Source organism: Clostridium coskatii (genome assembly GCF_001675205.1).
Lineage (GTDB): Bacteria > Bacillota > Clostridia > Clostridiales > Clostridiaceae > Clostridium_B > Clostridium_B ljungdahlii.
The window spans coordinates 18,878-33,786 of record NZ_LROR01000041.1 but is presented as its reverse complement, the minus strand read 5'-3'; the positions used below and the strand labels follow the sequence as shown (position 1 = coordinate 33,786).

16 protein-coding genes and 1 riboswitch are annotated in these 14,909 nt (G+C 29.3%); of the genes, 8 read left to right on the top strand and 8 right to left on the bottom strand.

The features are described 5' to 3' along the window. The first annotated feature begins 167 nt into the window (after positions 1-167). Positions 168-362, top strand: a complete 195-nt coding sequence (locus CLCOS_RS08980; protein WP_063601438.1) for a DUF1858 domain-containing protein — start codon at positions 168-170, stop codon at positions 360-362. Between the two features lie 81 nt (positions 363-443). Beyond that, positions 444-644: a DUF1858 domain-containing protein gene (locus CLCOS_RS08975; protein ID WP_013240173.1), complete on the top strand. Its 201-nt coding sequence runs from the start codon at positions 444-446 to the stop codon at positions 642-644. 34 nt (positions 645-678) lie between these two features. On the opposite strand, the gene CLCOS_RS08970 is transcribed toward CLCOS_RS08975, so the two are convergent. From CLCOS_RS08970 to CLCOS_RS08960, 3 genes are all read right to left on the bottom strand, one after another. Continuing rightward, positions 679-1,587 carry a cation diffusion facilitator family transporter gene (locus CLCOS_RS08970; RefSeq protein ID WP_063601437.1) on the bottom strand — a complete coding sequence of 303 codons (909 nt, stop codon included), beginning with the start codon at positions 1,585-1,587 and terminating at the stop codon, positions 679-681. Positions 1,588-2,063: 476 nt separating this feature from the next. Continuing rightward, positions 2,064-2,708, bottom strand: a complete 645-nt coding sequence (locus CLCOS_RS08965) for an undecaprenyl diphosphate synthase family protein (protein WP_063601436.1) — start codon at positions 2,706-2,708, stop codon at positions 2,064-2,066. 100 nt (positions 2,709-2,808) lie between these two features. After that, positions 2,809-3,657 (bottom strand): YitT family protein, encoded by an 849-nt coding sequence (locus tag CLCOS_RS08960; protein WP_013240170.1) that lies wholly within the window; start codon positions 3,655-3,657, stop codon positions 2,809-2,811. Between the two features lie 441 nt (positions 3,658-4,098). Between CLCOS_RS08960 and greA the strand changes: the two genes are divergently transcribed. Together greA and CLCOS_RS08950 are read left to right on the top strand one after the other, a co-directional pair. Continuing rightward, a complete protein-coding gene (greA, locus tag CLCOS_RS08955) occupies positions 4,099-4,563 on the top strand; it encodes a transcription elongation factor GreA (protein ID WP_013240169.1) in 465 nt (154 codons plus the stop codon). A 100-nt stretch (positions 4,564-4,663) separates the two neighbouring features. After that, a riboswitch (SAM riboswitch) is annotated at positions 4,664-4,764 on the top strand. A 77-nt stretch (positions 4,765-4,841) separates the two neighbouring features. After that, positions 4,842-5,300, top strand: coding sequence for a YbaK/EbsC family protein (locus CLCOS_RS08950; protein ID WP_063601435.1), 459 nt, complete (start codon positions 4,842-4,844; stop codon positions 5,298-5,300). A gap of 274 nt (positions 5,301-5,574) precedes the next feature. Here CLCOS_RS08950 and CLCOS_RS08945 read toward each other — a convergent pair whose 3' ends face one another. Continuing rightward, complete coding sequence (locus CLCOS_RS08945) at positions 5,575-6,144, bottom strand: flavin reductase family protein (protein WP_063601434.1); 570 nt, start codon at positions 6,142-6,144, stop codon at positions 5,575-5,577. 232 nt (positions 6,145-6,376) lie between these two features. Then, positions 6,377-7,954 carry a DEAD/DEAH box helicase gene (locus CLCOS_RS08940; RefSeq protein ID WP_063601433.1) on the bottom strand — a complete coding sequence of 526 codons (1,578 nt, stop codon included), beginning with the start codon at positions 7,952-7,954 and terminating at the stop codon, positions 6,377-6,379. A gap of 185 nt (positions 7,955-8,139) precedes the next feature. Here CLCOS_RS08940 and CLCOS_RS08935 point away from each other — a divergent pair, with 185 nt between their 5' ends. The 3 genes from CLCOS_RS08935 to CLCOS_RS08925 all read left to right on the top strand — a co-directional run bounded on the left by CLCOS_RS08935 (position 8,140) and on the right by CLCOS_RS08925 (position 11,532). Further along, positions 8,140-9,390 (top strand): M16 family metallopeptidase, encoded by a 1,251-nt coding sequence (locus CLCOS_RS08935; RefSeq protein WP_063601432.1) that lies wholly within the window; start codon positions 8,140-8,142, stop codon positions 9,388-9,390. A gap of 32 nt (positions 9,391-9,422) precedes the next feature. After that, positions 9,423-10,274, top strand: a complete 852-nt coding sequence (gene recX, locus CLCOS_RS08930) for a recombination regulator RecX (RefSeq protein ID WP_063601431.1) — start codon at positions 9,423-9,425, stop codon at positions 10,272-10,274. A gap of 70 nt (positions 10,275-10,344) precedes the next feature. Beyond that, positions 10,345-11,532: a transglutaminase-like domain-containing protein gene (locus CLCOS_RS08925; RefSeq protein WP_063601430.1), complete on the top strand. Its 1,188-nt coding sequence runs from the start codon at positions 10,345-10,347 to the stop codon at positions 11,530-11,532. A gap of 42 nt (positions 11,533-11,574) precedes the next feature. Here the strand turns inward: CLCOS_RS08925 and CLCOS_RS08920 are convergent, their stop codons facing one another. Next, positions 11,575-11,934 carry a tetratricopeptide repeat protein gene (locus CLCOS_RS08920; protein ID WP_013240162.1) on the bottom strand — a complete coding sequence of 120 codons (360 nt, stop codon included), beginning with the start codon at positions 11,932-11,934 and terminating at the stop codon, positions 11,575-11,577. Between the two features lie 507 nt (positions 11,935-12,441). On the opposite strand from CLCOS_RS08920, the gene CLCOS_RS08915 reads away from it, so the two are divergent. Then, positions 12,442-12,915 carry a hypothetical protein gene (locus tag CLCOS_RS08915; RefSeq protein ID WP_063601429.1) on the top strand — a complete coding sequence of 158 codons (474 nt, stop codon included), beginning with the start codon at positions 12,442-12,444 and terminating at the stop codon, positions 12,913-12,915. 292 nt (positions 12,916-13,207) lie between these two features. On the opposite strand, the gene CLCOS_RS08910 is transcribed toward CLCOS_RS08915, so the two are convergent. Beyond that, complete coding sequence (locus CLCOS_RS08910) at positions 13,208-14,011, bottom strand: ABC transporter permease (RefSeq protein WP_063601428.1); 804 nt, start codon at positions 14,009-14,011, stop codon at positions 13,208-13,210. Next, entirely contained in the window at positions 14,011-14,769 is a 759-nt protein-coding gene (locus CLCOS_RS08905; protein ID WP_063601427.1) for an ABC transporter ATP-binding protein, read from the bottom strand. Before CLCOS_RS08905 ends, CLCOS_RS08910 begins: the two co-directional genes overlap by 1 nt. Positions 14,770-14,909: the final 140 nt, after the last annotated feature.

Here is a 14,909-nt window from a genome sequence, read left to right as displayed (position 1 = left end):
ATAATCTTAAATGATAAGTATAGACTTGAGTTTTATATTTATTCCAGGGATATCTACTAGAAATACTCCTAATAAGAAAGGTTAATTGATAAAATTTGTGTATAAGGTAGTTCACTGTATAAAATATATTTAATGTAATTATAATAATGTAGGTGGAGGTATTTAATATGTCTGAAATAACTAAGAATATGACTATAGCTGAAATTATTAAAATGAATCCCAAAAATGCAGAAAGATTGATGACTTTTGGAATGGAATGTGTGGCTTGTGGTGAATCTCAAGGAGAGACATTAGAAGAAGCTGCAAATGTACATGGATTAAATGCAGATAATTTAGTAAGGGCATTAAATGTACTATCTTAGAATTGGAATTTGTTAATAAAAAGTATATTAAAAAATTAAATGAATATATAAATTAAAAAGTGAAAAGTGAGGTTGAAAATTATGGCAAAGATATCTAAAGATACAACTATAGGTGAAATAGTAAAAATGAAGCCAGCATATGCTGAAACATTAATGAATTTTGGAATGGGATGCATAGGCTGTCCTGCATCTTTAGCAGAAACAGTTGAAGAAGCTGCTGCAGTACATGGCATTGATGTTAACAGTTTAGTTAAAGCTTTAAATGAAGTAGAAGATAAATAATAAAAAACATTAAAATAGATAGGATGATAAAATCCTATCTATTTTTGCATTTTGTTGTATCAGCAAGTCTACAGCTAGTACATTTATCATCGCAGGATTCCAGATGAATCATTACTTCTGTATTTTGAAGTGAATGACTCATTTCGTTTTCTATGTCATCACACAATTTATGAGCATCTTTTATATGCATATCTTCAGGAAATACTAAATGAACATCCACATATCTTTTATTTCCAGATTTTCTTGTTCTAAGTTTGTGAAAGTTGCAGTAACCGGAACTGTATTTAGATATACAATCTTTTACAATACTGATTTCCTTATCAGATAATTTTACATCTACTAATGGATTAAAAGCTTTTTTTAGCAGACATAAGGCTTCCTTTAAAATAAATAAAGCTACAATTACTGCTATTACAGGATCTAGAAAATGCAGTTTTGTAATCCATATTAGAAAAAGCCCTATGCCAACTCCAAGGGAAGTATATACATCTGTTTTAAGATGAAGAGCATCTGCTTCTAAAGCAATAGAGTCATTTTTTTTAGCTACTTTATATAATCTTTTGGATACTAAAAAGTTTATTGCAGCAGAAAAAAACATAACAAAGAATCCTAGACTGGATGAGGATACTTCTCCTCCGCTTACTATCTTTTTTATAGCTTCTACTATTATCCATATGGATGCAGCAAATATAAGCAGTGCTTCAATTACACCGGATACATTTTCGAATTTACCGTGCCCGTAAGGATGCTCTGCATCTGCAGGCTTGGATGATATTTTAACAGAAAAAAACGATATTATAGCTGCAATTAAATCCATAGTTGAATGTATGGCTTCTGACAGGATACTAACTGATCCTGTAATTATCCCAACTATTAATTTCATAGTTATTAAACATGCATTAGAAATTATAGAAAGTCTTGCTGTCTTTACTTTTTCATCCATTTAAAAAACATCTCCCCTAAAATTTAGCAGTTATCAAATGATAAGAACTAATACCTATTATAATAGGACAAAAATCATTATAAGTCAATAGAAGACTACTTCGATATGTATTATCAATTGATAAAGAAAATTGACTTCAATATAACCTAAATAATAGGAAAATAAACACACAATTTATTATATGTAAATTAAACAAATATGATTATAGGTATTCTAAGCAAGGAATCAACTTATACATAAAATGTAATGACAAAATTGAAAGCACCTTTAAAAACTTTTCCATAAGTCTTAGCAAGGCATTTTAGAAAATCTTAGGAGATTAGATATGTTTAAGGTACGAGTTTATCTAAGGTTCTTAGATTTTCAAAATGCCAAGCTTTAGAATTGTCAAAAGCTTTTATGGTGCTAAAATTTGTCATTATATGCTTTGTATAAGGTAACTTCAATCTAGAAACTCTATATTTAAATTAAGAAAGTTATCCGCCTAAAGTTATATCCTGATCGTTGTACCATTTTAGAGCATGTATTAAATGTTCCATTTTAAAATCAGGCCAATAGTCATCTATTATGTAAAAATCTGAATATACAGATTGAACTGGTAAAAATCCGCTGAGCCTTCTTCTACCACCCCATCTTATTATTAAATCTACTCTTGATATATCATGGGAATTTAGACTGGATATAATGGAATGTCTATTTGTAGTTGATAAATTTTTAGTTTTACCTAAATCCCATTCCCACCCGTAATTTACTAAAAAATTAACTTTTATTCCCCCTTTACCGAAATCTTTTCTAACCATATAAGGGAGAAGTTCTTTTGGAAACATAGGAGAGTCAGAGTTTCCAACTACTAAAAGAGAAGCATTTTCTTTTGAAAGTATTTTTACAGCTTCTATACAAGCTTTGGTGAAGGCTTTAGCTTGAATTGATGGTCTTTTAGTATTATCTGTAGTGAATCCATAATAGGTTAACTCATTTATTCCTAATTTTTCACATAATTTAAATAATTCTATTCCAGGTTTTAGACCAAAACTATATCCTTTTTCTTTGCTTAACCCTCTTTTAACTGCCCAGCGCCTGTTTCCATCTGGAATTATACCTATGTGATTTGGCAGTGCCATTTTTACATCCTCCTCTAGTTTAAGTACTAATTTAAATTATTACCAAGAGTTGGATTATTATTCTACAATGAAAATTAAATATAAAAAACTATACAGTTTTTTATATTATACGAGTAAATCCTTCTCCTAGTACTTCATTTACATCATTTACAGTAATAAAGGCTTTGTCATCTAAAACTTTTATATAATTTTTTAACTTTAAAAACTGTTTTCTGTCCAAAATGGTGGTTATAACTTCTTTATTGCTATTTTTATAGGCTCCTTTGGCGTAATAGATAGTCGCACTTCTAGATAGTTCATTTACAATATATTTTTTTATATTTTCACCATTGTTACTTATTATAGCAACTTGCTTATAGGAGTTCAAACTTAATATAACTTTATCAATTATAGTAGAGTTCAATATTACTCCAAGAATTGCATACATTCCTTTGCTTACTCCAAGTATTAGGGTTGCTGCTATAGTTATTGCGATGTCTGCCATTAGAACAGATTTGCCTATGCTTATTTGAGTGTATTTGTTTATTATTTTTGCAATTATATCTGTCCCACCAGTAGAGGCGTTTAAGTTAAATACAATTCCCATACCTAATCCACATATGAGTATGCCTAATATAAGTTGAATTAAAGTATCATTGCTGAAAGGCTTTATATTGGGATATATTTTTCCCATTAAAAGTACAAGAGCGGATATAGAAAAACTACAAAATATGGTCTTACCACCAAACACAGGTCCTATTACAATTATACCAATGGTAAAAAGTATAACTTCCATGCCCATCATTAAAAGGCCTATTGGAATATTTGGAAATATACTGTTTATAATTATAGCGATACCGCTTGTTCCTCCAGCTGCTATATGATTTGGAGCTAGAAAAAAATAAGTGCCAAAAGCTACGAAAAGTGAACCTACTAGTATAAGAAAAATATCTTTCAAATTTATTTTCATAAGTCAAAGCCTCCTATATATAATTTCTATTTAATTTCGTAGTTTATTCATCAAAAAAAGCACATAAAATCCAAGTAAGAAATTCTTAGATTTATATGCTCTCATTACACACAAATTCATTGTGAGAATGTCTTTTCAAATTTACTTCCAATAATATTATATAATGATAGATATTTTAATGTCAATATGATCTTAACGTCACATTATTTGCGGAATATGGGTTTAAATAGTATGCATAATAAGTGATTTCGTCATTTAACTTGTATTATTTAATTAGTAATATTATAATAAAATAGTAAAGTAAATAAATGTATAAAAGCTATTAAACTTATACAAAATTTATCAAGTTTTGCAGCAAAGCCTTATCAATGAATCTTACTTAGTGAAAGTGTTACAGTAGGTAGCCATCAGATAAAATTTAGAATAGTGGGTGATTTTTTTATGCAAGATGTGATTCTTACAGAATCAGGTAAAAAAAAGTTAGAAGATGAATTAGAATATTTAAAAACAGTTAAGAGGGTAGAAATCAAGTTAGCGTTGAAAGCAGCACGTGCACAAGGTGATTTAAGTGAAAATGCAGATTATGATGCTGCAAAAGATGATCAATCTATGACTGAGACTAGAATACAGGAACTTGAAGCTCAGCTCAAGAATGCAGTAATAATCGAAAGCTCTTCGGAAGCAGATGTATTCGATATAAATAAAACCGCATTAGTAAAATTTTGTGACGTAGATGAAACTGAAGAAGTTACCTTAGTTAGTACAGTAGAAGCAGATGTTAAGAATATGAAGATAAGTATAGAGTCTCCTTTAGGAAAGGCACTTTATAAACTAAAAGTAGGTCAAAAGGCAACTGTGGCATCTCCTGATGGAAGTTATGATGTGCAGGTTGAAAAATTATTGTAAAATAAGTGTGTTGAATGTTTTATTTTTATAAGTTAAATTGATGAAAATATGTTGACAAATAATTAGCAGTTTGCTACAATTTATTAAATTAAATATTAAGTTCTTATCAAGAGCGGCAGAGGGACTGGCCCTATGAAGCCCGGCAACCTGGATGTAATCCAACGGTGCCAATTCCAGCAGGTATTACCTGAAAGATAAGAAGTGGAAGAATATAAATCTTCCTGTAGACTTATCTACAGGAAGATTTTTTTGAGTATAAAAAATGGAGGAATAAAAATATGAGTGTAGAAAATGTAGTTAATTACTTTTTAGAGAAGGGATTGGAAAATCCAGTATTTAAATTGGAGTCAAGTGGAGCAACTGTTCAAGAGGCTGCGGAGACTATACATACAGATCCTAAGTATATAGCAAAGACTTTAGCATTTAAACTTAAAGATGAGGATATACTCATAGTTATGAGAGGAGATCTTAGAGTAAGCAATAAGAAATTTAAAAAGAATTTTAAAATTAAGGCAAAAATGCTAGATCACGATGAGGTGCTTCAAATTACAGGTCATCCTGTAGGAGGATTGTGTCCTTTTGGATTAAAAAATAATATTAAAATTTATTTGGACGATTCAATAAAGGACTTCGATTATGTTTATCCTGCAGCAGGATCTAAAGAATATGCACTTAAAATAAGTCCCTCAGAAATAAGTGAACTTACAAAAGGAGAATGGATAGATGTAGGAGAATAAAATATCCATGTAGGTATTTTAAGGAAAAATAAACTTATACTCCGAACATTTTTTACAAACACAAGTCCGGTTAAATATTTTGATAAGTCTAGATAAAAAATTCTAAAAAAACTAAGAACTTTTGAAAACTTGTACCTCAAACAATTCAAAAGCCCTAAGTTTTTACGAATTTTTTACTAAGACTTATGTACAAAATATTTAAATGCACTTGTTTGTTGTAAAAATGTTCTTACGTATAGGTTTATTTTTAAGTTATATGTATTTTAATTTAAAACTACCTTTTCTTCTTGACGGAAAATCCGAATTTGCCTAGAGGTTTTGAATTTATAGGAAAGTATTCTCCGTGAGAATAACATATGAGATTAGCTTTTTCTAAACGTATTTTCCCCTTATTGTCTATTAGATTTTCATCTACGTGAACCGATAAAATTTCAGCTATAAATAAATGATGGCTTCCAAGAGGAATTATGCTTTTAACCTTGCATTCCATGTTAACAGCACATTCTTTTATGCAAGGAACAGATATTTTTTCGCTTTTTTCTAATTCTAATTTACATTCTTTTATTTTATTAAAATCTCTGCCAGATTTTACACCGCATAAATCTACAATTCTGGTTAAATTTCTAGAGGGAAGGTTTACTGCAAATTCCATTGTCTCCTTTATGTATTTATAGGATAATCTCTCTGGTTTTATAGCTATAGTAATCATAGGTGGTTTAGTACATGCAGTGCCTATCCAGGCAGCAGTGAACACATTTATATCGCTATTTTTACTTTTTGAAGTTATAAGTACTGAAGGTACAGGATTCAGCATACAACTGCCTTTAAAAAATATTTTAGACATTGTAAATCTCCTTTTCTATTAAAGTATTGCTTTAAAATCTATTTAATATGAGGTATTATGGTAAATATTATTATGATAAAAATTTTTGCAATTTTATATGTGTATATATAATTTAGAAACAATATTTTTAAATTACAAAAAGCCCCAAAACCCTTAAATTGAGACGTATTCCTTGGGACATAGGGCTTAATTGTTTTATTATAAGACGTTTAAATAGTATACTTAAAGTAAACTAATGAGATTTTTTGCTTTTAGCCACTTCAACGGAAACTCTTCTTCCCTGAAGTTTTTTACCATTAGTTTTTTTCAATATAATAGAAGATACTCTTTCTGGGACATTTATAAATGTAAATTTATTTAGTATATCTATATCACCTATTTCATAGGCTTCGACTGAAGAAGTTTCACTTATAAATTTTAAAAGTTTTCTAGGAGTTAAATTATCCATTCTACCTATTGAGAGGAATAACCTAACATCTTTTTCATCTACAGTTAAGGAATTTTCCTTATAATCAAAGCTCAATTCTTTGTCAAAAATTATTTTCATAAGAGCAGCTGCTACGTCTACTAGATTGTATTCTTCATCTAATTCAGTTGCTATAGGAATAAAGTTTTTATAATTGTCTTCAGATATAATGCTTTTAACTTGTTCCTCTATATTTTTATACTTAGCTTCATAGATATCATCTACTGTAGGAATTTCCTTCCTTCTTATCTTACTTTTGGTGAACTTCTCTATTTGCTTTAAAAGTATGTATTCTCTAGGTGTTACTAAAGAATAGGCAATACCTTCTTTGTTTGCCCTTCCGGTTCTTCCAATTCTATGAACATAAGATTCTGTATCCTGTGGAAGGTCATAATTTATAACGTGGGAGACATTTTCCACATCTATACCTCTTGCAGCTACGTCTGTGGCAACTAAGAATTCAAGGGAACCTTCTTTAAACTTTCTAAGGGTATTTAATCTCTGGTTCTGTCCCATGTCACCGTGCATACCTTCTACATTGTATCCTCTAGCCTGCAAACCTTCTACTAATTCATCTACACCACGTTTGGTTTTGCAAAATATTATGGCACTTGAAGGCTCATCTACGTCTAGAATTCTACATAAAGATTCAAATCTATCTTTTTGTTTTATCTCATAGTAATATTGTTTTGTTTTATCTACAGTCAATGTGTTCTTAGCTATTTTTATACTCTTAATATTTGACTTCATATACCTGGAAGACAATTTCTTTATCTGATCTGGCATAGTAGCAGAGAAAAGTAATGTCTGTCTGTTAGAATTTGCGGCTTTTATTATGTTTTCTATATCTTCTATAAAACCCATATCCAACATTTCATCTGCTTCATCTAATATTAAAAATTCTATATTGCTAAGATCTAAAGTTTTTCTCTTTATATGATCAAGTATTCTCCCAGGGGTGCCTACTACTACATCCACACCTCTTTTTAAAGATCTAATCTGCCTGTCTATAGGTTGACCACCGTATATAGGTAATAGGGCTACTTTTTTGAATTTAGCAATTCTGGACAACTCATCATTTACTTGAATTGCAAGTTCTCGGGTGGGAGTAACTATAAGAGCTGAGATGTGTTTGCTTTTGGTAGTTATCTTGCTTAACATAGGTGCTCCAAAAGCTAAGGTCTTTCCTGTACCTGTCTGTGCCTGACCAATTACGTCGTTCCCATCTAGTATTACAGGGATTGATTCAGCTTGAATTTGAGATGGTTCTTCAAATCCCATATCATCAATTGCTTGAAGAACCTTAGAATCTAAATTTAAATCACTAAAATTAATATTTTCCATTAAAACTCCTCTTTCTTTTTTATATTACAAAACAAAGTTTATCATATCATAGTATATACATATTATCAAATTTTAATTTAATTTTCTGTAATTAACAATTAGTCTAATTTTATGCTCTTTCTATTTCACTGTATATAAATTATAATATAATGTACGATAGTTTTTATTTAAAGAGGAGAATTTATATGTTTGATGCTAGACAGAAAGTTTTACCTAATGGTATAAAACTTATTACTATAAAAAGAGATACTTATATAGCGGCTTTTCATGCTGGGATTAAAATAGGAGCTATATATGAAAGTGTTCAGGAAAAGGGTATATCACATTTTATTGAACATATGCTTTTTAAAGGTACTAAGTCTAGAGACAATAAGAAATTAAACAATGATTTAGAAATCCTGGGAGGAGAATATAATGCATACACAGACAATAATTCTACAGTGTATAGTATTACTTCATTAAGGGAAGAATTAGAAAAGTCTGTGGAAATTATTTCCGATATGTTTATGAATTCTATATTTCCGGATGAAGAAATTGAAAAGGAAAGAGAAGTTATATTATCAGAAATAAAAAGCAGTAAAGATGATATAGAATCTTATAGTTTTGAAAAAGTAAATAAACTAGCTTTTAAAAAAGGTCCATTGAGATATGATACTGCAGGAGATGAAGAGGGAGTAACTAAATTTACAAGGAAAGATTTAATAGAATTTTATAATAATTATTATGTTCCCAATAATTGCTTCATAACAGTAGTTTCTTCTTATGAACACGAAGAGATTTATGATTTGATATGGAAATATTTTAAAGACTGGAAGTACAAGGAATTTACTAGAAACGACATAATAATTGAACAAAATATACCCTGTAGGGAAGTTTCTTATAAAAAAGATATAGAACAGAGTACTATTGTGTATCTTTTTACTTTTTATGGATTAAATAAAAAAGAGGAATTGGCACTTAAAATATTGAATCATAGATTTGGTGAAAGCAGCAATTCTATTTTATTTAGAAAACTAAGAGAGGAAAAAGGACTTGCTTATGACGTATATACGGATTTGGATTTAACTACGGGAGTAAAGACTCTCTATATATATACTTCAGTCAGTGAAAAGAATATAAAATCTGCTATGGATACTATAGAAAAATGCATATATAAAGTAAAGAATGAGGAAATAAAATTTGATGATAATACTATAAACTTAATGAAGAAGATATTAAAAACTGCAGTAGTATTTACCCTTGAAGATGCCACGGATATAGGAAATTATGTTTTACATCAGGCTATAGAAGGTGAAAGTATATATAAATGTGTTGATGATATAGATGAAATTGAAAGTATAACTAGAGAAAATATATACGAAGTGGCTAGAACTGTCTTAAAAGATCCAACGGTTCATGTTTTAAAAAGAGAATCTAAACGCAGCAGTTTTCACTAATGAAATTATGAATAATATGGGGGAGGGCTAGGTTGAGTAATTATACAGTAACTAAAATTGAATTACAAAAGAAAAATAAAGGTAGGGTAAATGTATATATAAATGAAGAATTTGCATTTGCCTGCAGTGCAGAACTTGTGTATAGTTATGGCATATCAAAGGGAACGTCTGTTGATATGAATTATTTAAAAAGTATAATTGAAGAAGATAATTTTATAAAATGTAAAAGTTGTGCATTGAAAATTATAGAGAAGGTTTATAAAACAGAAAAACAGATTAAGGATAAATTAGCTCAAAAACAATATGATGAAAATGCTATTTCAAGAACTATAAAGTTTTTAAAAGAATACAAGTTCGTAGATGATGATAAGTTTACAGAACTTTATATAAAAGAAAAAATTTATTCTCAAGGTAAAAATAAAATAAGATATTCCCTCATTAAAAAAGGAATAAGTGAGGATATTATAAGTAAAAAATTGGATCTTATAGATGAAGAACAGGAGGAAAAAGCTGCTTTTAACATAGCACAAAAAAAGTATGCTGTGCTTATAAAAAGTGAAAACAACATAAGAAAAGTATATGAAAAGTTAGGAAACTACTTGGCAAGAAGCGGATATAGTTTTGAAAAGGCGAGGGCAGTATCGGATAAAGTCATAAAAAAGTATGCCAAGCTAGAAGATGAGAAAAAGGAAAGTTTTCAAGAAAATATGCAGGAAAAAAGTAAGGATGAACTATATAATCTGGCAAGTAAAAGGTATAGGATAATGACTAAATCAGAAACAGATAGAAATAAAATATATAGGCGGCTTGGAGAATATCTTTTAAGAAGGGGGTATTTATGGACAGATATAAAGAATACGTTAAATGAATTATTAAAGGATTAGAATGCTTGTATATGAAGTGATGTATAATCACTATCAATAAATTTTTTGCCATTTAGAGGTGATTATTATTATGAAAGTAAACCCTATAACTTTAATGATAGGGGTAATATTTTTATATCCCATCATAAAGGGATTTTTATTTAAGTTTTCTTCTAATGATTTAAAATTGGATATTGATGATGTAAGCAGAAGCATTTCATTTATAATATCTCTGATAATAGGGATATATTTTGGTAAGAAGATATTTATACAGCATGACCAGGGTATATATGAAAAGATATATAATTTAATACCTCAAAATCTCACACAATACTTTGATAACAATAACTTTATAGTATATGCAGTTCTGCTTCCCATTCTAATATTTATATGTTATAGAATAATAAAATTATTTTTTAATTTAGTAAATCGTATTATTTTCTATCCTGTGTTAGATAGTATAGATAGGTTTTTAAGACCAAAGGGGAACATGTTCAAGAGAATAGCAGGAATGGTATTTGAATTGCCTAAGGCAGTATGCTATGCACTTTTAGTTGTATTTATATTAAATATAATGTCTATATTAAATGTAAGTCCTAAATTGAGCACATACTTAGAGGGATCAAAGCCTTATAAGAGTATTTGCAAAGAAGTAGTTATTCCCGTTACTAATTCTACTATCGCAAAACAACTGCCAAATGTAATAAATAATTCTTTTAAAATAGTAATAAGAAATGCAAATTCAAATGAAACAAAAAGTGTAGATGAATTAGATAGGGTTAAAAATGAAGCCAATACAGTAGTTTATTATAATGGAGTTACTTTAGATGAAGGAGTAAAATCCAATAGTGAAATAAATAGTTTAGCTAAAGCACTTGCCTCAGAAGGAGGCAATACCAATGAAAGAGCAGAGATGTTATATAATTGGATAGGTACTAATATAAGCTATGACCATGATAAGGCAAATAAGGTGTTGAATAATGAATTCAATGTAAAATCAGGTGCAATCCCAACTTTTTATTCTAGAAAGGGAATTTGTTTTGACTATTCTTGTCTGTATGTGGCTATGGCTAGAGCCAATAACATGAAAGTAAGGCTTATAACTGGAGAGGGATTTAATGGAATAAGTTGGGTGAGCCACGCGTGGAATCAAGTATATATTCCTGAAGAAGAAAAGTGGATAAATGTGGATACTACCTTTTACAAAGGTGGAAATTATTTTGACAGCAGGAGATTTCAACTTGATCATAAAGATGCACAGATAGCAGGAGAATGGTAGCATAAGTAAGTTCCACTCATATTGTGTTAGAGTGGTACTTACTTATTTTGATTTTGTTATATAGTTTTTCAATATGGCATTTATTGCTTTTTCACAATCAGAGTCCTCATTATCTAAGCACCATGCGTTGTTAAAATATATGAGGGCTTTTTTGTTATCTTTTAGCATAGTGTAGCAATATCCCAGGTTAAAAAAGTATTTACTTTCTCTCTTTATATTTAGAGCAGAATTTAATAAGTTAATTGCTTTTTTATAATCTTTAAGTTTTATGAAACATACTGCTGAATTATACAGTGAGGATGCTTCATTATCTTTTATTTGTATTGCCTTTTCATACATATCGATAGCTTTTTTGTAATCCCTGTCATTGTAGTATTCGTTAGCCTCTTGAAAGTAGCTCATTTTAATCCTCCTCAGTTCCTATGGAATTTCATGGTTCTCTAGTAAATTTATATCCATATTTTCTAAAAATATTCCATTTATATTTCAAAAATGTACTGAGAAGTAATTCTAAGTGAAAAATAAACTTATACAAATTATGAAATGACAAATTTTAGCACCATAAAAACTTTTGACAAGTCTAAAGATCGGCATTTTGAAAATCTAAGAATCTTAGCTAAACTCGTACCTCAAACATATCTAAGCTCCTAAGATTTTCTAAAATGCCTCGCTAAGACTTATGGAAAAGTTTTTAAAGGTGTTTTCAATTTTGTTATTTGATTTTATGCATAAGTTGATTTTTGGCTTAGAAACTTTATATTATTGCAGAATGTAAAGGATTTTAAACAAGAGATATAGTATTTATATAGTAAGATGTAATTGCTTATATAAATAACTGGGGATGAGGTAAAGTTGAGACATAATTAAATATATACAAAATTAAATATTTATTGAAAGGTGGTTTATTAAATGAAAATTAGAAATAGACATACATTATTAATAATAGTATTAATAGTCATTATAGGATTTGTATTGATGAAAACTGTCTATAACAACTACGTTAACAATGGTAAGCAACAAGTTTCTGATATAGATTTGAAAAATTTTAATTTAAAAAATCAATGGGCTTACTATACATGGAATTCTTTCGATGATTCTGATTCTCCTAAATTATCAAAAAAATTTAAAGGTTTTACTGGAACACAAATACTTGATTCTGTGAACTTAAAAAATGGAAATTCTATAAATTTAAACTTCGAGTCTGATGTTAAAAAAGGCAAATTTAATATAGTAGTTATAGATGACAAATATAATATTTTGAAAGTAATAAAAGCAAATTCAAATGGAAAAGAAAAAATAAATGCCACACAAGATGGAAAATATAAAGTTGAAATGTTAGGTAAAAATGCTGGAGGAAAAGCGTTTGCATATTGGAGCAAATAAATTATATAGATTAAATATCCAGAGAAGTGGGGGACGAGGTAAAATTTAAACAACCAGAATAACAATTTTATGTATTTAATGAAGCAATATTTTTAAAGAACAAAGGTCAAAGTTCAAATATCAAATAAAGATAAATTTCTTCCTAACGTCGGAAAATATTAAAATTATAGATTTCCTGAGGTACGATGGAAATCATCTTTATCTGTTCTTTGTTATTTGAACTTTGCTATTTTCAAAAGCTTTGCTTCGTAATTTTTTTAAAATACGAATTAATTATTTACAATCCTGCAATTTAATGAAGCATTATTTTTGTCAGTTTTTTCTCTGCAAGTTCTACTGCTCTGTACATTAGATAAGCTAAAATTGAAAGTATGATTATGCTAACCATTACTGTATCTAACTGTGATATTTGGCCTCCGTATATGATTAAGAAACCAAGGCCTTCTTTTGCTACTAGGAATTCTCCCATTATTACGCCAACCCAGGACAGGCCTACGTTTATTTTTAAAGCAGATATTAAAGTAGGTACTGAAGAAGGTATTATAAGATAAATGAGAATTTGTAGCTTTGAAGCTCCAAAAGTTTTTAGAAGCCTGATTTTATCTCTATCTACAGTTTTAAACCCATGAAATACATTTATTATGGTCACAATTACAGAAATTAATATGGTGATTACAATGATAGTTGACATACCATTTCCTGCCCAAAATATTATTATAGGTGCTAAGGCAATTTTAGGAAGTGCATTTAATACAACTATATAAGGGTCAAGTACATCTGAAATGAAGTCAGACCACCATAGAAGTATAGCAATTATAGTTCCGAGAACTGTGCTAAGTAAAAATCCCAGTATGGTTTCATAACAAGTTATGCCAATATGTCTAAATAGAGTTCCTTCTGCATAGAGCTTTATAAGGTTTTTCCACATTCTAGATGGTGTACTGGTTAGAAAAGGATCTATCCATCCAAGGTCGCCTGCTATTTCCCATAATGCAAAAAAAGCTATTAAAATTATAATTCTGCTTAATATAACTTTCTTCTTTCTAGTTACTATATTGTTTATATATATTTGGTGTTCCTTGTTGTAATCCAACATTAATAATTCAACTCCTTCCATATGCTGTTAAAGTAAATTCTAAATTCTGGGTCTTCCCTGCATTTTAAAGGAGAATTATAAGATTCACTGAAAGTTATATCAAATATTTTTTTAATTTTAGCAGGCCTTTTTGAAAGTACTACTATTCTATTTGACATAGATATAGCTTCTGATATATCGTGGGTTACCATTATGACTGTTTTTCCTTCCCTCTTCAATATTTTAAATATTTCATCGCTTATATTTAATCTAGTCTGATAATCTAGTGCTGAGAAAGGCTCATCTAAAAGTAGAACTTCAGGATTTAAGGCAAGAGTTCTTATTAAGGCAACCTTTTGACGCATACCCCCCGATAGTTCATCCGGGTAATAATTTACAAAGTCCATAAGACCATAATTTTTAAGTAGAGAAGTTAACTTGTCTTTGTATAAGTCTGGTGATTTATGTTGTATTCTTATACCAAGAGTTATATTGTTCCACACGCTGGACCATTCAAATAGGTGATCTCTTTGAAACATATATCCAAGTTTTGAGGAAGCAGAAGCTAAGGGTTCATTATCTATAAATATTTCACCACAAGAAGGCTTTATAAGACCTGCTATTATATTTAAAAGTGTAGTTTTTCCGCAGCCTGATGGACCTACTATGCTTAAAAATTCTCCTTCTTCTACGGAAAAGCTTATATCAGTCAAGGCCTTAGTAAATCCTTTAAGTGAATGGTAGTTCATAAATACATCTTTTACTGTTAATTTACTCAAAATATCATCTCCCGCCAGTTTACAGTTATTAATTGGCATTTATTAGGCTTAGGCATTTTCTTTCAAATGTCTTATTATAAACTATGATTTATTATATGAAGGCTCGTAATTTATTGTTCCTGACGAAAAGACTATAACAT

Excerpts from the sequence above, each read along its gene's own strand:
- CLCOS_RS08980 (WP_063601438.1), top strand. The coding sequence starts at position 168 with ATGTCTGAAATAACTAAGAATATGACTATAGCTGAAATTATTAAAATG.
- CLCOS_RS08975 (WP_013240173.1), top strand. The coding sequence starts at position 444 with ATGGCAAAGATATCTAAAGATACAACTATAGGTGAAATAGTAAAAATG.
- CLCOS_RS08970 (WP_063601437.1), bottom strand. The coding sequence starts at position 1,587 with ATGGATGAAAAAGTAAAGACAGCAAGACTTTCTATAATTTCTAATGCA.
- CLCOS_RS08965 (WP_063601436.1), bottom strand. The coding sequence starts at position 2,708 with ATGGCACTGCCAAATCACATAGGTATAATTCCAGATGGAAACAGGCGC.
- CLCOS_RS08960 (WP_013240170.1), bottom strand. The coding sequence starts at position 3,657 with ATGAAAATAAATTTGAAAGATATTTTTCTTATACTAGTAGGTTCACTT.
- greA (WP_013240169.1), top strand. The coding sequence starts at position 4,099 with ATGCAAGATGTGATTCTTACAGAATCAGGTAAAAAAAAGTTAGAAGAT.
- CLCOS_RS08950 (WP_063601435.1), top strand. The coding sequence starts at position 4,842 with ATGAGTGTAGAAAATGTAGTTAATTACTTTTTAGAGAAGGGATTGGAA.
- CLCOS_RS08945 (WP_063601434.1), bottom strand. The coding sequence starts at position 6,144 with ATGTCTAAAATATTTTTTAAAGGCAGTTGTATGCTGAATCCTGTACCT.
- CLCOS_RS08940 (WP_063601433.1), bottom strand. The coding sequence starts at position 7,954 with ATGGAAAATATTAATTTTAGTGATTTAAATTTAGATTCTAAGGTTCTT.
- CLCOS_RS08935 (WP_063601432.1), top strand. The coding sequence starts at position 8,140 with ATGTTTGATGCTAGACAGAAAGTTTTACCTAATGGTATAAAACTTATT.
- CLCOS_RS08925 (WP_063601430.1), top strand. The coding sequence starts at position 10,345 with ATGAAAGTAAACCCTATAACTTTAATGATAGGGGTAATATTTTTATAT.
- CLCOS_RS08920 (WP_013240162.1), bottom strand. The coding sequence starts at position 11,934 with ATGAGCTACTTTCAAGAGGCTAACGAATACTACAATGACAGGGATTAC.
- CLCOS_RS08915 (WP_063601429.1), top strand. The coding sequence starts at position 12,442 with ATGAAAATTAGAAATAGACATACATTATTAATAATAGTATTAATAGTC.
- CLCOS_RS08910 (WP_063601428.1), bottom strand. The coding sequence starts at position 14,011 with ATGTTGGATTACAACAAGGAACACCAAATATATATAAACAATATAGTA.